General features: G+C 54.6%; 21 protein-coding genes. 9 read left to right on the plus strand and 12 right to left on the minus strand.

Translation table 11 applies throughout. The annotated features are described in order from the left end of the window. The first annotated feature begins 34 nt into the window (after window positions 1-34). Both C8P63_RS11010 and C8P63_RS11015 read left to right on the plus strand, forming a co-directional pair. Window positions 35-637 (plus strand): poly-gamma-glutamate hydrolase family protein, encoded by a 603-nt coding sequence (locus tag C8P63_RS11010; RefSeq protein ID WP_108024107.1) that lies wholly within the window; start codon window positions 35-37, stop codon window positions 635-637. A 142-nt stretch (window positions 638-779) separates the two neighbouring features. Beyond that, complete coding sequence (locus C8P63_RS11015) at window positions 780-1,151, plus strand: DUF423 domain-containing protein (protein ID WP_108024109.1); 372 nt, start codon at window positions 780-782, stop codon at window positions 1,149-1,151. A 151-nt stretch (window positions 1,152-1,302) separates the two neighbouring features. On the opposite strand, the gene C8P63_RS11020 is transcribed toward C8P63_RS11015, so the two are convergent. After that, complete coding sequence (locus tag C8P63_RS11020) at window positions 1,303-2,241, minus strand: aromatic acid exporter family protein (protein WP_108024111.1); 939 nt, start codon at window positions 2,239-2,241, stop codon at window positions 1,303-1,305. 376 nt (window positions 2,242-2,617) lie between these two features. On the opposite strand from C8P63_RS11020, the gene C8P63_RS11025 reads away from it, so the two are divergent. After that, window positions 2,618-3,277, plus strand: a complete 660-nt coding sequence (locus C8P63_RS11025; RefSeq protein ID WP_108024113.1) for a peroxiredoxin — start codon at window positions 2,618-2,620, stop codon at window positions 3,275-3,277. Between the two features lie 91 nt (window positions 3,278-3,368). Here the strand turns inward: C8P63_RS11025 and C8P63_RS11030 are convergent, their stop codons facing one another. Continuing rightward, window positions 3,369-4,532: a peptidase C39 family protein gene (locus tag C8P63_RS11030; RefSeq protein ID WP_170109616.1), complete on the minus strand. Its 1,164-nt coding sequence runs from the start codon at window positions 4,530-4,532 to the stop codon at window positions 3,369-3,371. 204 nt (window positions 4,533-4,736) lie between these two features. Here C8P63_RS11030 and C8P63_RS11035 point away from each other — a divergent pair, with 204 nt between their 5' ends. Then, window positions 4,737-4,952, plus strand: coding sequence for an LPXTG cell wall anchor domain-containing protein (locus C8P63_RS11035; protein ID WP_108024117.1), 216 nt, complete (start codon window positions 4,737-4,739; stop codon window positions 4,950-4,952). A 43-nt stretch (window positions 4,953-4,995) separates the two neighbouring features. On the opposite strand, the gene C8P63_RS11040 is transcribed toward C8P63_RS11035, so the two are convergent. Further along, window positions 4,996-5,925, minus strand: a complete 930-nt coding sequence (locus C8P63_RS11040) for a LysM peptidoglycan-binding domain-containing C40 family peptidase (RefSeq protein WP_170109617.1) — start codon at window positions 5,923-5,925, stop codon at window positions 4,996-4,998. Between the two features lie 263 nt (window positions 5,926-6,188). Then, window positions 6,189-6,419 carry a hypothetical protein gene (locus tag C8P63_RS11045; RefSeq protein WP_108024121.1) on the minus strand — a complete coding sequence of 77 codons (231 nt, stop codon included), beginning with the start codon at window positions 6,417-6,419 and terminating at the stop codon, window positions 6,189-6,191. 425 nt (window positions 6,420-6,844) lie between these two features. On the opposite strand from C8P63_RS11045, the gene C8P63_RS11050 reads away from it, so the two are divergent. Together C8P63_RS11050 and C8P63_RS11055 are read left to right on the plus strand one after the other, a co-directional pair. Beyond that, on the plus strand, window positions 6,845-7,120 hold the full coding sequence (locus C8P63_RS11050; protein ID WP_108024123.1) for a hypothetical protein: 276 nt from the start codon (window positions 6,845-6,847) through the stop codon (window positions 7,118-7,120). A gap of 128 nt (window positions 7,121-7,248) precedes the next feature. Beyond that, entirely contained in the window at window positions 7,249-7,860 is a 612-nt protein-coding gene (locus tag C8P63_RS11055; RefSeq protein WP_108024126.1) for a PH domain-containing protein, read from the plus strand. Between the two features lie 272 nt (window positions 7,861-8,132). Here C8P63_RS11055 and C8P63_RS19565 read toward each other — a convergent pair whose 3' ends face one another. Together C8P63_RS19565 and C8P63_RS11070 are read right to left on the minus strand one after the other, a co-directional pair. Next, window positions 8,133-8,486 (minus strand): WGxxGxxG family protein, encoded by a 354-nt coding sequence (locus C8P63_RS19565; RefSeq protein ID WP_108024128.1) that lies wholly within the window; start codon window positions 8,484-8,486, stop codon window positions 8,133-8,135. A 515-nt stretch (window positions 8,487-9,001) separates the two neighbouring features. Further along, window positions 9,002-9,304, minus strand: a complete 303-nt coding sequence (locus C8P63_RS11070; RefSeq protein WP_108024132.1) for a magnetosome magnetite crystal formation protein family — start codon at window positions 9,302-9,304, stop codon at window positions 9,002-9,004. Window positions 9,305-10,587: 1,283 nt separating this feature from the next. On the opposite strand from C8P63_RS11070, the gene C8P63_RS11085 reads away from it, so the two are divergent. Next, complete coding sequence (locus C8P63_RS11085) at window positions 10,588-12,054, plus strand: catalase (RefSeq protein ID WP_108024138.1); 1,467 nt, start codon at window positions 10,588-10,590, stop codon at window positions 12,052-12,054. A 274-nt stretch (window positions 12,055-12,328) separates the two neighbouring features. Beyond that, window positions 12,329-13,066, plus strand: a complete 738-nt coding sequence (locus tag C8P63_RS11090) for a Dps family protein (protein WP_245920849.1) — start codon at window positions 12,329-12,331, stop codon at window positions 13,064-13,066. 363 nt (window positions 13,067-13,429) lie between these two features. Here the strand turns inward: C8P63_RS11090 and C8P63_RS20050 are convergent, their stop codons facing one another. From C8P63_RS20050 to C8P63_RS11110, 5 genes are all read right to left on the minus strand, one after another. Further along, window positions 13,430-13,831: a hypothetical protein gene (locus C8P63_RS20050; protein ID WP_425437291.1), complete on the minus strand. Its 402-nt coding sequence runs from the start codon at window positions 13,829-13,831 to the stop codon at window positions 13,430-13,432. A gap of 156 nt (window positions 13,832-13,987) precedes the next feature. Further along, window positions 13,988-14,275, minus strand: coding sequence for a YheC/YheD family protein (locus tag C8P63_RS20055; protein WP_425437293.1), 288 nt, complete (start codon window positions 14,273-14,275; stop codon window positions 13,988-13,990). Window positions 14,276-14,466: 191 nt separating this feature from the next. Then, entirely contained in the window at window positions 14,467-14,673 is a 207-nt protein-coding gene (copZ, locus tag C8P63_RS11100) for a copper chaperone CopZ (protein ID WP_108024145.1), read from the minus strand. A 12-nt stretch (window positions 14,674-14,685) separates the two neighbouring features. After that, entirely contained in the window at window positions 14,686-17,082 is a 2,397-nt protein-coding gene (locus C8P63_RS11105; protein WP_108024148.1) for a heavy metal translocating P-type ATPase, read from the minus strand. Between the two features lie 13 nt (window positions 17,083-17,095). Beyond that, window positions 17,096-17,359, minus strand: coding sequence for a metal-sensitive transcriptional regulator (locus tag C8P63_RS11110; protein ID WP_108024150.1), 264 nt, complete (start codon window positions 17,357-17,359; stop codon window positions 17,096-17,098). Window positions 17,360-17,640: 281 nt separating this feature from the next. Between C8P63_RS11110 and C8P63_RS19140 the strand changes: the two genes are divergently transcribed. Then, window positions 17,641-17,814, plus strand: coding sequence for a hypothetical protein (locus C8P63_RS19140; protein WP_170109618.1), 174 nt, complete (start codon window positions 17,641-17,643; stop codon window positions 17,812-17,814). Between the two features lie 397 nt (window positions 17,815-18,211). Here C8P63_RS19140 and glmS read toward each other — a convergent pair whose 3' ends face one another. Then, complete coding sequence (glmS, locus tag C8P63_RS11115; RefSeq protein WP_108024152.1) at window positions 18,212-20,038, minus strand: glutamine--fructose-6-phosphate transaminase (isomerizing); 1,827 nt, start codon at window positions 20,036-20,038, stop codon at window positions 18,212-18,214. Window positions 20,039-20,196 lie beyond the last annotated feature (158 nt).

Below are 20,196 nucleotides of genomic sequence, written 5' to 3' on the forward strand. Positions count from 1 at the left end.
TCCGGTTGGAATCCGATCCAAGGAGGGAATCGATTTGTCTGAACATTATTCAAGTTATGCGGAGCTGGCCGAACAGGAAACCGAAGGGATTGACTACCGGATTGAGATGACGGATCGCAGCGTCGCCATCCTCGCCATCCACGGCGGAAACATTGAATTCGGCACCAGCGACATCGCACGGAGGATGGCCGGGGAGGATTATTCGCTGTATCTGTTTGAGGGATTGAAACCCTCCGGAAACCGGCAACTGCACCTCACCTCCACCCGGTTTGACGAGCCGCGGGCCCTTCAATTGGTCCGGAACGCGGGGAAAGTGATCACCGTTCACGGTTGCGGCGGATTGGAAGCCGTCTGTTATGTCGGAGGACGGGACACCGACCTGCGGGACAGGATCCTGGAAAAGCTCCGGAAAGCGGACTTTCAAGCGGAAGTCGCCCCGCCGGACATCGCGGGCACCCACCCCGAAAACATCTGCAACCAGGGAACCACAGGGGCCGGGGTGCAGCTGGAACTGACCCGTACGCTGCGGGATCAGCTCTTTGAGCCGGAGTTCGTCCGCGACCGGCTCACCGGACGGCAACGGAACCTGGACCGTTTTGTGAAAGCCGTCCGTTCCGCCCTCTCATCAACGGAATGACACCCCTCTTTTCTCCCACGGGTTCTCCGCGACTTCCGTCCTCATGCATCCCCTTTATTGTCAAAGGGATGAACCCGCGTGCGTTCCGACCGGGAAAGATTTATACTGAGATTCGAACCGATGGAAAAAGGGGGTATGCAAGATGAAAGTGTTCATCTTGCTGGGGGCTGTCAACATGTTCCTCAGCATCGCCTTGGGGGCCTTCGGTGCCCACGGGCTGGAAGGAAAAGTGTCGGAACGGATGCTGGCCAACTGGCAAACCGGGGCTCAGTACCATATGGCCCATGCCCTGGGGCTGCTGTTTGTCGGGCTTCTGCTCGGAAAGATCGGCACTTCTTCCTTGGTCACCGGCGGAGGATGGCTACTCGTGGCCGGAATCATTTTGTTCTCCGGCAGCCTGTATGTGATGGCGTTGACCAACGTGACCAAATGGGGCATGATCACACCCATCGGCGGCCTGGCGTTTCTGATCGGATGGGCTTTGATCGCTTTCGCCGCCCTCAAGGAGCTTTAAACCGAACCCACCCTTCACCCGTCCGCGGTGCGGGTGGGTTTATATGATGAAAAAATATATCCACCGGTTTTCCCTCTTCATCCGATAAAAAAGCCAGACCCGCAAGGCCTGGCTGTCTTTTACCGCCTCTCCGCCTCCACCTGTCCTCCCCTCATTCTTCCTTTCGGATCAATTCTCTCAGTTCGTGAAGGATCTGGAGAAGGGCGGCGCGGGTTTCGAATTCTTCCCGGGTGACCGGCAAATCCATCTCCTCAAACCGCCCCCTTAAAGTCTCCAATTCTTTCAGCAGGGGACCCGTCTCCTCCAGCCGATGTGTCCGGAGCCACGCTGCAGCCTTTCTCAGCAACCCGGCGATCATCCGGCCCTGGACCACGGCCGCTTCCACCCGGGAAACCAGAACCAGCATGTGCTTCAGGTGCTCGAACTGTTGCCGCTTCCGCCGGAAGTCATCTACGTCCATCAGGTCTTCCCGGGTCACGTAGTTTCCTTCATGGATTCGGGCCAGCTTTTCTCCTTCTTTGATCAAAGAATGGATCCGCAAAATTTCCTCTCCGTCCCAGTCCCGATGATCCCCTTCCAACGACCGGGCCAGTTCTTCCAGGAAGAAGGCCGATTGTTCCGCCAGACGTTGCCGGATCACCTGCATTCGCTCCCTGCGGTGGGGCATATAAATCAGATTGACCGCCGTTGCCACAGCCATGCCGACCAATATCAAAGTCAGTTCGTTCCACCATAAGGACCATTGGATATGGCCCCACATGTACAAATGGATGCAGACGACGGTGCTGAGCACCACCCCGCGTTCGGTCCCGGTGCGGGCCAGGAGCGGAATGATGACCAGAAGCATCAATCCCACTGCCATCAGGTGGAAGCCGAACAGGGACAGAAGCAGGGGAGCGACCACCAGGGTGATCATAGAGGCCGACAACAGCTTCATTGCCGCCATCAGGGTTTCCCGGCGGGTGGTCTGTATCAAGAGTGTGGCGACAATACCGGCGAAAGTGGCCATCTCCAACTGCAAAAGCTCCGCCGTCCAAATGGAAAGAACCACGGCGATCACGGTCTTGGCGATTCTTGATCCGATTCGCATCGCGTTTCATTCCTCCGTCTCTCGCTTCATCCGTTCCCCAATTTCCCTTCCTTTAATCCGAGCCGGAAAAAGCAGGTTCTCTGATCTTTCCAGCCGTCGAAAAATGCAGACATTGCTTCCTTGTCCAAACGCCCCCGCTTCCCGACCGGAGGCCGCCGAAAATCAGCTCAACGAATTGTTCCATTTCAAGATAAACGGGAGGAATATTTCAAAAAAAGGAGCTTAAAAAAGTAAACAGCGAACTTTCCCTCTGTTTTCGGCATTTGAAAAACTCATTCCTCAGCCGGTAAAATGAAAACACCATATCCAAGTAAAATGATGTGATTACTTAATAACCAGGTCCGAAACGGGCCACATCCTAAAAGGAGGTTATTGCATGGCTCTGGATGTCGAAAACGCGACTCCCACCCTTCCAAAAATCGGGGACCCCGCTCCTTCCTTCACTGCCAAAACCACCCAAGGGGAAATCAGCCTTTCGGACTATGAAGGCAAATGGGTGGTTCTGTTCTCCCACCCGGCGGATTTCACCCCGGTCTGTTCCACGGAGTTCATCAGTTTTGCCCGTAAAAACGAGGAGTTTGAAAAACGGAACGTCCAACTGCTGGGCCTCAGTGTTGACAGCCTGCCGGCCCACCTGGCTTGGGTCACCAACATCAAAGAGAAGATGGGCGTGGAAATCCCGTTCCCGGTGATCGCCGATCTGAACACCGCCGTCGCCCAAAAGTACGGCATGATTCATCCGGGAGCCAGCGAGACAGCCACGGTCCGGTGCGTGTTTGTCATCGATCCGAAACAAACCGTCCGGGCGATCATCTATTACCCCCTGAATGTGGGACGCAGCATCGATGAGATCCTCCGGTTGGTGGACGGTCTCCAAACCGCCGACAAACACAGCGTGGCAGCACCCGCTGATTGGAAACCGGGAGACCAAGTCGTTGAACCCGCCCCCACCAACGTCGAAGGCGTTAATGAACGTCTGCAGGGAGATCTCACCGGAACGGACTGGTACCTGAAAAAGAAAAATCTCGAAGATTAAGGGTTGATGTTACACCCCGCTCTCCGGCGGGGTTTTTTAAATTGAATGAAAAAACCCGGCGTCAGCCGGGTGGTTCAATACAACGACCTCTTCACCGTAAATCCGGGGTCTTCCATCCACGGGGGTGGATCAGATAAACAGTGCCGTTGGAGTGTTCCAACCAGAGCCGTTCCATTTCCCCGCGGTCATAAGTGATTCGGACGGATTCATTCGACGGACCGGCAGGATCGTTGGTCAGAACGTTCCCTTTATCGTCAAAACCGCGGATCACCAGCAGATGGCCCGGGGAGCTGGGAATCGGACTTCCGGTGAGTTCCCCCTCTTTGTATCCGAGACTGATAATGACCGGCACCTCCGCCCGGACCCAGCGCTCCACTTCGGCGAGGCTGGACAACCGGACCACTTTTCCCTCCAATCCCTTGGAAGCGGCATAGGCGGTGTTGAAAGGCCAGTTGCCTCCGCCGTCATAGACATAGTCCCAGACGCCTTCCACCACTTCGGGAACCCTTTGGTCCCAATCCCGGTTTCCGGTTACATTGGCCCAATAGGCCATGACCATGGACGTGGAGGTGGGAGAGCACCAGACTTCCCCTCCGTCGGGGTACACCATCTGAGAGCGCATGGGAACATCCAGGGCCGGGGTCGCTCCCCGCGACGGAACGCGCCCGGGTTTATCTTTTCCCTTGGAAAACGCGATTCCATAGGAGCGGAGCACAGGGGTTTGGGAAAGGTCTTCCGTGAACAGGGTGACCCGTGCACGCACCGCTGTGGCGGATTTCTTCAGTTTCAGCGTGTCAACCGCCACGTAACCGTCCCGATCCCCCTGCCCCCGGACGGAATGCCGCTGGAAGGGTTGGTCGTGTTCATGCCAGACCCCCATGCTGTACCATTTGGTCCACCCCTTCTTGGTCCGGGCCTTCAGCTCCACCTCCATCCAAGTCCCTTTTGGCGTGACGGCTTGCCAGGAGGCAATCGCTTCCTCAAAAGAAACGGCGTGGACCGGGGCCGTCCAGCGCCCGTAATAGTAGGTTCCCCCGTTGTATTTCCCGGCGGCATCCTTCTCCCGCATCGCGGAACCGGGATCCAAAGCCAATCCGCCCTCCTCCTTGGTTCCTTCATATCTCCCCCCGGTGAAATTGCTCACTTCATGGTAAGACTTTTCACCGCCTGTTTTTTCTTTGGCTTCGGCCCCCGGCGTCCATCCTCCGAACACCAATCCCAGCACCAGCACCGCGAAGACGATTTTCCGTTTCATGTCCGAACCCCCTCCCATAGAATTACTTCCTATTTCTCCCCCTCCCTCTCCCCCCCTTCCACCGGACTAGGATGGGGGATGTGACAGATAGACGGCAAGATGTAATTTTGGGCAATAACCGGGTTAGTGGCAGTAAAAAGGCGGATCCGACTCGAACAAATTTAATATGGAGAGTTTGACGAACTTTCAAAGGAGGGCACCGATATGAAACAGTGGGCCGCCCTGGTTTCAACCTGGATTCTGCTCCTCTTTCCCGCGACGGCTGGCGCGGAACCGGGAGCGGCTGCCGGGCTGCCCGGTGCACATGCAGGTCAACCGCTCCCCGACACCGGCGCTTCCTATCCCTTCTACATCGTCACAGGAGCCCTGTTTCTCATCATGGGTCTGGTCCTTTTTTGGCTGCGAAAGGGACGGGAATGAAAACCGGCTTCCCGAAAGGAAGCCGGTTTTTCGACCGGAAAGTTTAGTGAATCACCCGCCGGGCTCCGGAAAAGCGTTCGCTCCAGTATGCTTCGCTGAGGTGATTGATGGTGATGTCCTGTTCGGGATTCGTGGCATGGATGATTTGGCCGTCCCCCATATAAATGGAGACGTGACTGATTCCGCCCCCGCCGGTGCGGAAAAAGAGCAAATCGCCTGCCCGCAGGTCTCCGCGGGTGACGGACACCCCCACGGTAGCCTGAGCGGAGCTGCTCCTGGGAAGATTGTAACCGTTTTGGCTAAAAACATATTGCGTAAAACCGGAACAGTCAAAACTGGAGGGCCCCGTCGCTCCATACCGGTAGGAAGCATTCAGTTTCGCTTTGGCGTCATTGATGATTGCCGCCGCCTTTGCCTGCCATCCGCCGCTCGCTTCACCGCCCCCTTTGGAGGCGAGCTTCACCGTCCCCTCTTTTTCACCGGACCCTTCAACGGAACTTTTGTCGGATGAAAGAGTCCCCTCGCTCTCGGCGGAAGCTCCCAATCTGATTTTTTGTCCCACATAGATTCTGTCCGGATCCTTCACTTGGGTATTCAGTTTTAAAAGTGCATTCAGCTGCGTGTTATGCTCTTGAGCAATCTCGCTGAGGGTATCCCCTTTTTCGACGACGTGGTAACCGGCGGATACCTTCAGCCGGCCCTCCGCCTGCACCTCTCCCGATGGGGTTGAACCCGAATTCGCCCCCATGTGCATGCGGATTCCCGATGAAATGACATTGTACTGCATCTTGTGGGGAGATTTCTGGACCACCGAAGCTTTCTCCACCACTTCGTTACCCTTCATGCGGTCATTTGCGTTTTCCTTCTGCACCTCCGGCTTTACTGCGGCTGCATTCGCGGAATGGCTTCCAAAAAGCAGCGATCCGGCCAAGGTCAGGGAGGTCATCACCTTCCTGTCGGGATGATATACCATCAAACTCCTCCATTTCATGGATTCGGAGCCGCCACCTGTCAAATGAATCCCCCTTCTCTATCAGGCCCGGGCCCCAATATAATGGGTATGATGTTCCATTATATTGACCGTATTTTTAATTTATGTCAGGAAAGGGACAAGTTCCCGGATGAAACCCCAAGTCCGAAAAAACCCCGGCACAGCGGACATCGCGATTTTCCTGTTCTCCACCTGTCACAAATACCCCCTTGCAACGAAACAAGGGAGCGTTCTCCGATTCCGTCTTAATCTCCCGTGAAGAAAAAGAAACCGGCCACGGTCAACAACAACAAGGAACCCAGGAAACTGAGAATGGAGACTCCCAGGTCACCGATCAGGGGAAGTTGATCCGGCAGGAGAAACGCCGCTGCCAAACCGACGACCAAAACCCAGAAAAACGTTTTGAAAGTGATTTTCAACAACTTCCAAAAGATAATGGCAAGAACCACACCAATAAGGATATCGGGCAAATCCACCAGGATCCCTCCTTTCCATTGGGCGAGGCAATGGTTCCCGCTTATGAGGAACGCGGCTCCTTCCGAAAGGGATTCACCATCCGTCCTTTTTCTTAACCTTGCCTCAGCATCTTCGGGACGATTTTATCGTAACCCCGGTGATTGGGATGCATTTCGGCTGATCCTCGAACAAAACCTGTGTCGGGATGGAAGCCATCTCCGAATAACGGCTCAGGAGTCCCGTTGCATGGATCAATATACGGACTGCTGGCAGGCGCCCGGGATATTTCAAAAAACCTGCAACCATGGAGGCTTTTTGAAATATGCCGATCTAATGTTTTTGTCTGACTTTGGATTAACCCATTATTCGAATATACATATCCCCTTGTTTTTTTTACACTGAACATACAATCCTTTACACAAACCGAGGTGGTGATCGAAGCCCCATGTCTCAGGCTGAACTCGTTCAGCTTTTGCTGTCCATGCAGGCCTATGAAAACCTCATCTTTCCGTCCACATCAAAACATCCCCAATTAACGGTCAAAAAGATATACTGCCTGGGGGTTCTGCATTGGATGACTCGCAGTCCCTTGCGGGTTCACATGTCTTCCGATCTGAAAGTCACCCTTCAACACCTGTTGCAAGCTCGCCCCTTAAGCGATTTGAACGAGCCCATCCGAACCGTTTCCCAGCCTGTCACGCTTCGCTTGGGACACGGCTGACCCAGGAAGCCCGGATCATTTCCACCGGTCCGCCCGACTGATCCCGTCTAAGAAGGAAGTTTTTTTATAGCTATGATAAAGAGGGAGTTCGTCATACCAAAAAAAGATATTGAGAAAGGTTGGATCCGATGTTTGGAAAAGTGGCATCCGATGTTCTCGGATTAAGCGATGTCGGCACCGTGATTAAACCGCAGGATTACGACAAGGCGGACGCGGATGATTATGTGATGCATGAAGATGACGAGAAAATCTTCTTCCTGATCAAATCCAAATCCGACGAGTACTGCTTCACCAACAAGGCCCTGATTCACCTGGACGGGACGAGCGCGACAAGCAAGAAACGGGTCCTCCGCCGCTATGATTACTATAAACACGAAATTTCAAACGTCATGCTCGAAACCGCCGGAACCATGGATCTGGATGTGGAAATCAAATTCACCATGGGCTCGACCCAATACTCCATCGATGTCAACAAAAAACATCTGGAAGAACTGAAGGACCTGTATAAAGCCCTGATCAAAATCGCGGAAATCACCCAGGAAAACGCCATCTCCATGGATTATGCCAAACAAAGTCTCCAAATGGCCTCCACCACCCTGGGCCGGGGACGTTCCGAAGGCTCGTTGCATGAACAATTCAAGGAGATCAACGAAATCGCCTTCCACTGGCTCATGGACAAGCACAAACAATATGGGATCCGGGACTTCGGGTTCGTTTTTGAACGCTATATCAACAATTAATCAAATACCGTTTGATCGCAAAAAGCGCCTTGCAGGACTCCGTATGGGGATCCGGCCGGCTTTGGCATTTCACACTCCCGAAGGGGCGGGATGCTTGGTTCATCCTCCCGGAGCGGAACATGCCTTGCAATTCCCAAGCTTGGACCGTGAGTCGAACGGCCCCCTTCCATATGGAGGATTGGGATGGAAATCCTCTTATTGGTCCACTTGTACAGGGTACGTTCCATTCTGCTGAATCATCGTGAAGGCCCCGGATCCCGGGGCCATTTTACTTAGGACTTCGATTCTTCCCGACGGCGGCGGCCAAGGAGTCCCAACAGACCCAGGAGTCCGATCCACCCCCAGTCGGGGGTCTCTGTATATTCCGTCGCGGTCCGGCGAAACTGATTCATCGCTCCGCGACCGTTGTCGTAATCGATATAGTTGCTGGTATTGGGAGTGTAGCGGACCCTCTCCGGGGGCGGATAATTGTTGTAGGTGCCCGTGTTGGTGTAGTTGTTTCGGGCGCCGGTGCCGTTCGGCTCCCCCACCTCGGCACCCTTCGAAGATTCCGCCCAAGCGATGGAGCTCTGGCCAACCACCAGGGGAAGCAACACCGCGAACAGCAATCCGAAATACTTGCTCATTCTCATTCCCTCCTTTTTCGCAAGAGACACCCTTACCATCCCTCAAACACCCCCGTCTCATGCAAAAACTCCGCTGACATCACACAGGACCTCCGCCAATGGCGGATGTCCTGAAAAAACGGGATGCGAATCACCCCGGATCAGTATCGTTCATCCGTCGAATCCAACGCTTCAAGAACCGGGGACCCGGGACAAGAGCCAGCGCGAAAGGGACCTGAACCTGGCCCACCCGTGACCGACAGCAAACAAGCCCTCCCAAAAGCGACTTTCCTCGCTTTGGGAGGGCTTGTTCATGCTTCAGCGCCGGTACCGCCGAACAGCGCGAGAGCGGAAGACGGGAAAAGATGGACCGGGGAATCTCCGGTGCCGTGTGGGATGTGGACATTTTTCGATCAGCCCACCGAAAACAATCTCCCCGATCAAGCGCCCGCCGGCCTATGTTTATGTCACCCCCCCATGGAAGCTGATCACCGGAACCATAACAGTCCCTCCGGGGGCTTTGGGGCTGATTCCTTTCATTGGATGAAGGAACCGATGATCGGGTAATCGAACCGCCGTTCCTGAAGAGCCCTCACGATCCCCACGATCGGGGCGATCAGCCCGATCAGGCCGAAAATGATCAGGAATGGAATACCGATCAGAATAAAGGAGAACAGGTAGGAGATCGACACCAGCAACCAGATCACGAAATGGAACACCAGGGCCTGCAGGGAAAGCCGTTTCAGTTCCCGCTCGTTCGTCAGCAACCAGACGACCAGCGGCACCAGCACCGGCGCAAACCAGGTGCTCGCATGGACGAGAATTTTCACCACCTTCAAATGCGCCGCACCCCCTTTCACTCGGTCATTTTCGATTATCTCACAATCCGATTGGAGAAGGGAGACTTTCGTTCCCGATCCATATATATTTCTATATTTCCCAAGGAACCGGCTTGTTACCGAAGGCCTGGAAGCGATGCGAAAAAGTGAGCGGCGGCATTTACCCGAAGCCGGTCTCGCTATGCACTCACAGAGCACAAGTCTCGCCTGGGTCGTTCACTCCCCGGTCTCGCTATGCACTCACAGAGCACAAGTCTCGCCGGGATCCCTTCACTCCCCGGTCGTCGCTATGCTGTCGCTATGCTGTTCTGCAGGGATGGATGCACTGTCCGCTCCGAATCTTCCTGCTGCGGGCAGGGGCAAAACGCCTTCGGGTGGAACACAGAGAACTGGCAGGCTGATTCTCGGCCGGGCAGGACTGCAAAGTCGCTATTTTGGGTAAACGCTTCCCTTCTTCTGAGCCTTACCATAAATCACAAGCTTCTAATGGAATCCGTTGTTATCTCTTTTATGGATGAACTCTCCATCGCCTTCACAGGGACTCCGGCCCAACATAACGTAATGTAAGCAAAAAGGAAGGGGGTGAGTTTCATGTTCCCTCAGTATTGGATCGGAATCCCCTTCTGCTTTCCGATGGCGGGAGAGTGGTGGATTCCATGGTGGTACAATCCCGTTCCAATTATTCCCCATCCCATTCGCCCACCTCCCCCTCGCCGTTCTCCCTCGTACTTACCGCTTCCACCAATGTGAACAGCCCCACCAGGGCTCAGGCTGTCGAAACTTTTTTTCAGAGTGCCGGGTTTTGCGAACCGTCGAATTTCAGTTTTTTGAAGAACAAACGAAGCATCACTCCCCCTCAAACCAAGTGAGGGGGAGTGATGCTAAAAGGCTTGCTTTTAAAGTGCAGTTACTCTGTTATTCCAGCGGGGGAACTCAACACTTCACATTTTCCTGCAGAGATGGTTGCGCTGTCCGCCCGAATCTTCCTGCTGCGGGCAGGGGCAAACGCCTTCGGATGTAACACAGAGAAGCTTTTGCCCCTGAACGCCCTTGCCGGCTGATTCTCCGCCGGGCAGGACTGCAAAGTCGCTGTTTCGGGTAAACGTTTCCCTTCTTCTGAGCCTGACCATCCATCACAACGCCTTTAGGCAGGAAGTCCGTAAAATGCTGTCTCCATCCCATTTTTTGGAATCAGAAAATCATTGACACCCCTCCTTATTTAAAATTATTATTAAAAAGAAACCAGTATAATGTTAAACTCTGTATAAAAAGGGGATGGAACCATGGAGAGCAAAAAACGACTGACCACCAACCAGGGGGTACCCGTGGGGGACAATCAAAATTCCCGTACCGCCGGACAACGGGGACCCACGTTGCTGGAAGACTACCATCTGATCGAGAAGCTGGCTCATTTCGACCGGGAACGGGTGCCGGAGCGGGTTGTTCATGCCCGGGGTGCCGGGGCCCACGGGGTCTTCCGCGTCAGCCGTTCCATGAAGAAATACACCCGGGCCGCTTTCCTTCAAGAAGAGGGGCAGGAAACCCCGGTCTTCGTCCGCTTTTCCACCGTGATCCACCCCGCCGGTTCCCCGGAAACAGCCCGGGATCCGCGGGGGTTTGCGGTCAAATTTTACACGGAGGAAGGGAACTACGACCTCGTCGGCAATCATTTGCCTGTTTTCTTCATCCGGGACGCCATGAAATTCCCCGACATGATTCACTCCCTCAAGCCGGCTCCGGACACCAACATTCAGGACCCGGACCGTTATTGGGACTTCATGACCCTGTCTCCCGAATCCACTCACATGATGACCTGGGTCTTTTCCGATTACGGGACCCCCGCCAACTACCGACAGATGGAAGGCTTCGGGGTGCACGCTTTCAAATGGGTCAACACCGAAGGGAAAACCGTCTACGTGAAATATTACTGGAAGCCCCTCCAGGGCGTGAAAAACCTCTCCGCGGAAGAAGCGGCCGAAATCCAGGGCCGGGATTTCCAGCACGCGACGCGGGATTTGTACGAACATATCGAACGGGGTGACTATCCCGAGTGGGATCTCCATGTGCAGATCATGGATCCCGAAGATTTGGACCGGTTCGACTGGGATCCGCTGGACCCCACCAAAACTTGGCCGGAAGATCGATATCCCTGGCAACGGGTTGGGCGCATGACCCTGAATCGCAACCCGAAAAATTTCTTCGCCGAGGTGGAGCAGTCCGCTTTCTCCCCCAGCGCGCTCGTACCGGGAATTGAGCCATCCGAAGACAAATTGTTGCAGGGCCGGCTCTTCTCTTACCCCGACACCCAGCGTCACCGGATCGGGCCCAACTACCTCAACCTGCCCATCAACTGCCCCTACGCCCCGGTGAGAAACTACCAACGGGACGGCAACATGCAGACCCGTACGGATCTGTCCCCGGTGAACTACGAACCCAACCGGTACGGAGATACCCCGGTGGAGGACCCCGCCTACCTGGAAAGCGAGTCTCCCCTTTCCGGAACCGCCGGCCGCCGGAAGATCCAAAAGACGGACGATTTCCGCCAAGCAGGGGAGCTGTGGCGCGCCTTCACCGAAGCGGAACGGAAAAACCTGATCCAAAACCTGACCCAGGACCTGAAGCAAGTGAACGAAAAAACCCGGCTCCTCGCTATCTGCAACTTTTACCGGGCCGACCGGGAGTACGGGGAACGTCTGGCGCAATCCCTCGGTGTCGATCTCAGTCCATACCTGCAACCCTCCGCGGAGTGACAGTCCCTGCCTGTCCCCTCCGTTTCCAAAAGAATGGCCGTCATCCCGGGGATGTCGGCCATTTTCATTTTGGAAAACATCTCTTTATCGCATCTTCCTGCCAATCATCATTTTTTGCTAATTGTGGACAACCGTCTCAACCGTTCCTCGCGGCGGTCAAATAAACAGAGCTCAGGAAAATCGATTCGGTCATTTTTCCATGTATATTCTTGAGTCGGATTCTTGAAAATAACCAGCGAATGACCATCATCCACTTATTAAGGGAGTGAATCCTTTGAAGCAAGAGGGGATACAACAACCATCGACAAATGCGACTGTGATGACGAATTTAAAGAATTTTGCCGGGGAATTCAATTTAAATAAGTCAGGTTTTCAAGCTGATACCCCCGGTCACTCCACCAATCACGACATGATCCTCCGTCAGGAGCCGCGAACGGTGAAAGAAATCGGCGCCGGCATCGGGCTTCCATATGAAACAAGACTGGAAATGGCGTTGATGTTGGATGATCATCAATGTGCACTCAACGTTGCTTTGCATCAATACAACAAACACCATTGGTTAACCGAGGGGGCCGAGTCGTTCCTCAGTTTGCACCACCTGCTTGAGGAACATCGAGACGTCACACAAAAACATATCGATCAAATCGGCGAACGGGTGGCTCGTCTCGGTGGTGTGCCGACGGCTCATCTGATGACTCAGCATGAGCTTTCGTATATCAAGCATGAGGTCGAAGGGCGTTACACGATGCGTGACTTTATCCGCAACGATTTGGAGCATGAATTGAAGATTCAGGAAATGATGCGCAAACAAATCTCCCGGGCTCATGAACTGCAAGACTGGGGGACCGTTGAAGTTTTGGAAGAGATCTTGTTGAAGCGAGAAGACCTTGGTTACCATCTTTACAGCGTACTGGAAGACGATACATTGGCACGCGGGATGACTCATTTGTTGGATGGCAATACGGATCGCGCCGGCGACCGACCGATGAATCCCGGATCCAAATTGCAGTAATCGTATCGTATGAATGGGTGCGTGGTCACCCATAGCCACCGAATCATGATCTCCCACCGTGAAGAGGCCGAGCCAGGGGTCATTCCTGCTCGGGTTCTTTTTTAAAGATCGATCTCTGAGACGTCGGGTATGAGTATACCGGATTGAAGCCGAACGTGGAGTTTTAGCGGGACACCCATTTGCAACTGGAAGGTGAAGTGGAGAGTGTTTGCAGGTGATCCTCGACAACACTGGAACATCGTTTCGCCGGAACGGATGAACAAGGTTGATAAGAAAGAGGGCGTCCTTTGGACGTCCTTTTTACAGTAAAATCCACATAAAGAAGAAGCGATTTCAGCAAGTGGCTCCAAAAATGGCTTTTCGTTACCGTACCTTCCGAAGCATTTTTTTGGCTTTTTTGAGGTAAGCGTATAATGACTCTTTTTCCCCCTGTGATACATGCCAATCTTTTGGGATGGATGAGATCACTTTATATATTTGCTGATTCGGTAACTGCTCAATCATTTTTACGAACCGTAACAGCTCGTCGGAACTGTGAAGCTGATTCAGACACCAATGATAAAAGGCGTTCGGTTTGAGTTTCTGAGGCAGGTAACTCAGTGTATGTGGCGTCCAATGACAATCAGGTCGATCCGGAAAATCGTTTCGCGAAAAACTGTGACCATGATCAATCCTATAGATTTGATAGCGGCTCTGACGGAAAGTCTTCTTTAAAAGAACATTCCTTTTCTTACGGTCAATGTTGCTGACCCATTGATCAAACACAAGAATCCCGCCCAATTGTCCACCGTTTATGATGCTCGGCCTTTACGGGAGGTAACGTTCAGCAGGTTTACGTACACAATTGTGAATGAATTTGCTCGCGAATGGATGGCCGGGTGCGAAATTGTATTGGGATAAGATTGGGTTCGCCCTCTAAAGCTAATCGCCTGATCCAAGGATGATCCGAGAGTTTTTGTTCGGAAAAGCGTGAGACAAAACGGTGGGTGCCGGAACGGCCTTCCCGTTTTGCGACAGGTTCGTCAGATTTCTCTTTCGCTGCGCCACCTTGGCCGTCTCACCACTGATTTGCCACTCGCCTTTTTCCCCTTTTGATTGGATTTGGGAGATCCCCTTCCCGAGTGATCCGATCGCCGGTTTAATAAAGACGACAGGATGACGTTCAAGCAGTTTCAGGCCTTGAGTAGAACCACGGAGTTTTAAAGTAATCGCCCCTTTTAATGAAAATCAGTGAGTGACTAACTGCTGATCCCTGATACGGTACTCCCTTTCGGGGCATAAAAAAGGCCGAGGATTTTTTCCCCGGCTACTGTTCCTTTTCTTGCTTCGCACTCCTCTTCACTTCACGCCTTCGCCTTTGACGGTCACCAAGTCGATACCTTGTCCGGGTTACAACGGATTTATTCCACATCATAACCTTGACCTTCCACGGCTTGCTTCAATGCTGCAATGTCGGTTTTCGTTTCATCAAACTGCACGGTTGCTGTCTTCTCCTCCAAACTCACCCGGGCTTCCTCGACCCCCGGTACCTTCTCCAGGGCGCCTTCCACCGATTGCTTGCAGTGGCCGCAGGTCATCCCTTCGACCCGGAGTGTAATGGTTGCCATGATCTCACCTCCTTATGCGGATTTCATCAATCGGACCCGTTTGAGACGCAGGGCGTTGCTGACCACCGTGACTGAACTGAAGGCCATGGCCGCCCCGGCAATCCACGGTGCCAACAGACCGGCTGCCGCCACCGGAATGCCAACGGAATTGTAAAAGAACGCCCAAAACAGGTTCTGCTTGATGTTGCGCAGGGTCAATCGGCTCATCCGAATCGCGGCTGGAATTGTCCGCAGATCCTCGCTCATCAGAGTGACATCCGCCGCTTCGATGGCGACATCGGTTCCGGTTCCCACCGCCATTCCGATATCCGCAGCGGCCAGGGCGGGAGCGTCATTGATTCCGTCCCCCACCATGGCCACGGTTTTGCCTTCGTCCTGCAACCGGTTGACTTCTTTGGCTTTATCCTCGGGCAGAACTTCCGCCCGGACGTGTTGGATTCCGACTTGGTCCGCGATGGCCCGGGCCGTTCGCTCATTGTCCCCGGTTACCATCCACACCTCGATCCCCATGTCCGTCAGCTGACGGACCGCTTGGGCCGAGGTTTCTTTGACGGTATCGGCCACGGCGATCAGCCCCGCCGGTTGACCGTTCACCGCCACCCACATGGCGGTCTTCCCTTCTTCCTCCAAGCGCTCTTTCTCTTTCTCCAAGTCCTCCACCGGGACCTCTTGTTCCCGCATCAGTTTATCCGTGCCGATCCACACCGGTTTTCCACCGATCACGGTCTGAATTCCATGCCCCGGTATGGCCTTGAACCGATCGGAAGGCAACAGTTCGGCCTGTTGTTCCTCGGCTTTTCGCACGATCGCCTGTGCCAAGGGGTGTTCCGATGCTTTCTCGGCAGAAGCCGCCCATCGGAGGAGTTCCTCCTCGGACCAGTCGTTGGCGGGCAGAATGTCGGTTAACTCAGGCTCTCCCTTCGTGAGGGTCCCGGTTTTGTCCAGGATGACGGCGTCGATGCGATGGGTTTGTTCCAGGTACTGCCCCCCTTTAAACAGGATGCCGTTTTCCGCACCTTTCCCCGTTCCGACCATGATCGAGGTGGGCGTGGCCAATCCCAGGGAACAGGGACAGGCGATCACCAGTACCGCCGTCAAATTGAGGATGGCCACTTCCAAGTTGCCCGGCGCGAAAAGGAAATACCAGAGAAGAAAGGTGGTGGCGGCAATCACCAGCACGATGGGGACAAAGATGCTCGCGATTCGGTCGGCCAGCCGTTGTACCGGGGCTTTGGTCCCCTGTGCCTCTTCGACGATCCGGATGATTTGGGAGAGGGCCGTTTCTTTCCCCACCTTGGTGGCGCGGAAGGTGAGGGTCCCGTTTTTGTTCAGGGTGGCCCCGATCACCTCATCCCCCTCGGATTTGTCCACGGGGATGCTCTCCCCGGTGAGCATCGATTCGTCCACGGCCGACTGCCCTTCAAGAACGACCCCGTCCACCGGGATCTTTTCACCGGGGCGCACCCGAAGGGTATCGCCTTCCACGACTTCTTCCACGGGAACTTCGATTTCCTCCCCGTTCCGGACCACCACGGCTTTCTTGGCCTTCAGGTCCATCAACTTTCGGATCGCCTCGGAAGTCCGGCCCTTGGCCCGGGCCTCCAGCAGTTTGCCCAGTAAGATCAGGGTGATAATAATCGCCGCCGTTTCGAAATACAAGGCATTCCCGCCGGTGAGCAAGATGTACAGGCTGTAGAAATAGGCGGCGGACGTTCCCAACGCCACCAACACATCCATGTTGGCGGAGCCGTGTTTCAGGCTCTTCCATGCACCCCGGTAAAACCGCCAACCGGCGTAGAACTGGACCGGGGTCGCCAACAACAGTTGCACATAGCCATTCAGGAGAATGTCCGGTACCAACCACGCCAACGGCTCCCAATGGTGGAACATGGTCCAGACCAATGGGACAGAAAGAACGGCGGCAACCAGAAACAACCGTTTTTGAAACCCGATTTCCTTGTCGCGCCCTTCTGTCAGAGCCGTCTCTTCTTCCCGGGGAGCAGCTTCGTATCCGAGGTCCTGAACCTTCTGCAGAATCGCCTCCAGTTCCACCGATTCCGGGTGATAAGCGACCGATCCCCGTTCCGTGGCCAGGTTGATCCGGGCTTCCGTCACTCCGTCCATCCGGTTCAAGGCTTTCTCAATCCGGGCGGCACAACTGGCGCACGTCATGCCGTGTATGTCCAATTCCACCTCTTCATTGGCCACGTCGTAACCCAGATCCCGGATTTTCTTGACGATATCGGTACTCGATACTTGATCCGGATCGTAGGTGAGGGAGGCTTTCTCCGTCGCCGGGTTGAGGCTGACCTCCTCGATCCCCTCCATCCGGGACAATCCTTTCTCGATCCGTTGCGCACAGCTGGCACAATGCATTCCTTCCACTTTCACCTCGAAGGATGGACTCATCAGCAACACCTCCTTATTTCACGAAAGAGCGCAGGACCTCCACCATTTCCCGGATTTTCGGCTCCCCTTCCCCGGATTGGATCGCTTCGGTCATGCAGCTTTTCGCGTGCCCTTCCAGGATTTGAAGCCCGATGCTGTTGGCGGCGGATTTGATGGCGGCCAGTTGGGCCAAGACATCCATGCAGTATCGGTCTTCCTCCACCATCTTTTGAACGCCGCGAACTTGTCCTTCCACCCTTCGCAATCGGTTCAGAAGCTTGTCTTTATCGTATTGCATAGCCTTCCCGCCTTTGTTTTGGTTTACTTAATATAGGATACCCCTGTATGGTATTTATCTAAACATGGCTGAGGAATTCCTGTCAACTATGATAAAGGAACCGTCCAACAGGATTCATACAGTTCATGCCTCATTTAAGGGTTCTTGCTCCATGACCTTGCAAATGGTTCCGTCTGAACCATCATCCGGCTGAAGCTCTGCAACGGTTGGTAAGGTCAAGAGGTTCGTTACATGATGAAAACCGTAATGGAAACCCTACCGGAAAAGGAGGTGAATCCATCATGGCGGATCGCAACCGTGCTTTTCGGACGGGTGAACGGGTAGCTGAGGCCGGGAATTATGTAAGCGAAGCCGGCGAAAAAGCAGCTTACCGCGAAGGGGATGAGTTCCGGGCTTGCCCGGCAACCGGAAGGGAAACCAATTGGAGACGGGAGGAGGAAGAATGTGGTTGTTAGCCGTTCCATATTCATGGTTGAAACCCATCAAGCCTGAAATATAGCCTAAATATCCTTTGTCCGGAAAAGTCGGTTTCGAACGGAACCGACTTTTCTCATGGTTCCCCTTTGAAAGGCTTGATGCAGAATCAGTCTATTGCAAATTGGCCGCATGCGAACGAAATATGAACCCCAAGGGTGTTCTCGATCGTTGATTATTCCAACCATTATTGGATGTTACCAGAAATCCCGGTTCCCCGCTTCTTTTATGCAACGCTCCATTTTTTATTCATTCCTTCGTCTTTTCACCAAATTCTATACCTCCCGTCAGTCAAAAGAAAAATCCGCTTTTCGGGGCGTGGCCCCAAAAAGCGGACAATCCGTTTGCGGCTTTATTTTACGGTTGCATGATCCCTTCTCACTCCACCGTGACGCTCTTGGCCAGGTTGCGCGGCTTGTCGACGTTGAGGCCGCGGGCGGTGGAGGTGTAGTAGGCCAGGAGCTGAAGCGGGATGACGGAGAGGACCGGGGTGAGGAGGGGAAGGGTTTCCGGGATGGTGATGACTTCATCCACGGATTTGCCCAGCTCGTCGTCCCCCTCCAGGCCCAGACCCAGCACGTGGGCCCCCCGGGCCTTCACTTCGATGATGTTGGAGACCATTTTATCGTAGACGGCCTTCTGGGTGGCCAGAGCGATTACCGGGATGCCTTCCTCGATCAGGGCCAGGGTGCCGTGCTTCAGCTCCCCGGCGGCGTAGGCATCGGAATGAATGTAGGAGATCTCTTTCAGCTTCAGGGAGCCCTCCATGACCACCGCGTGATCCAAGCCGCGACCGATGAAGAAGAGATCTTCGTGTTGGGCGATATCCCCGGCGAAACGCCGGATGGCGGAGGGATCCTCCAGAAGGGTTTCCGCCTGCTTCGGCAGCTTCAAGAGCGCTTCCGTCGCTTCGGCCAGTTCCGACTCGCTCCGGGTTTCGAGGATCCGGGCGAGGTACAGGCCGAAAAGGTAAATAGCGATCAGCTGAGTGGTGTAAGCCTTGGTGGAAGCCACCGCAATCTCCGGTCCGGCCCAGGTCATCAGCACCTCGTCGGCTTCCCGGGCGACGGAGCTTCCGACCACATTGGTGATTCCCAGTACTTGGGCACCCGCCTTTTGAGCTTCCCGGAGGGCGGCCAGGGTGTCGGCCGTCTCTCCGGACTGGCTGACCACCACCACCAGGGTGGATGGGGTGATGATCGGGTCCCGGTACCGGTACTCGGATGCCACATCCACTTCCACCGGGATGCGGGCCAGTTTTTCCACGACGGACTTTCCGATCAGCCCGGCGTGATAAGCAGTTCCGCAGGCCACGAAGTGGATTTTGTCAAAGCGTTTCAGTTCTTCCGCCGACAGGGAGATCTCCTGGGAAAGGTCGACAAGACCATCCTTGATCCGCCCGGCCAGGGTATCCCGGATCGCCTTGGGTTGTTCATGGATCTCCTTCAGCATAAAGTGCTCGTAACCACCCTTTTCCGCCGTGGCGGCGTCCCAGGTGACGTGCATGAGATCCCGGCTGACGGGTTTTCCGTCGGTGGTGGAAAGCTCCACCCCGTCCCGGGTAAGCACCGCCATTTCTCCGTCGTCCAGGACGTAGACATCCCGGGTATGCTCCAGAATGGCGGGGATGTCGGAAGCGATGAAGTTTTCCCCGTCCCCGACGCCAACGATGAGCGGGCTGGCCAGACGGACGGCCACCAGCTTATCCGGTTCATCCACGTGGGCAATGGCCAGGGCGTAGGCGCCCTCCATCCGGGCCACCGCTTTACGGACGGTGGATACCAGATCCCCATCGTCCAGATCGGCCAACAGGTGGGCGATCACTTCCGTATCTGTCTCCGAAGTGAAGGCGTAACCTTTTTCCTGAAGTTCTTCCTTCAGTTCGAGGTAATTTTCGATAATGCCGTTGTGGACCACGGCGAATTGCTGCTTTCCATCCACATGGGGATGGGAATTTTCATCGGACGGTTTCCCGTGGGTGGCCCAGCGGGTGTGGCCGATCCCCATTTCCCCGTGCAGAGGCTGCCCGTTGAGGCGTTCTTCCAGGGCCGAGAGCGGGCCTTCCGCCTTTTCCACTTTCAGCTTTCCGTCTTGGTAGACGGCGAGACCCGCCGAGTCATAACCGCGGTATTCCAGTTTCCGAAGACCTTCCAACAGGATGTTTTGGGCTTGTTTCGGCCCGATATATCCTACGATTCCGCACATCGGTTTCACCAAACCCCCTAATGGTATACGGGGCTGTGCCGCTTGTTCGCAAGCGGCGCCCCACGTGTGTGTTTATCCATGGTTGCCGCTTTTCCGAAGCAGCTTTTTCGTTTTCTGTCCATCCCGGAATCCGGGTGAGCTGCAGGTCCAACCACCGT

Source organism: Melghirimyces profundicolus (assembly GCF_003054245.1).
Lineage (GTDB): Bacteria > Bacillota > Bacilli > Thermoactinomycetales > DSM-45169 > Melghirimyces > Melghirimyces profundicolus.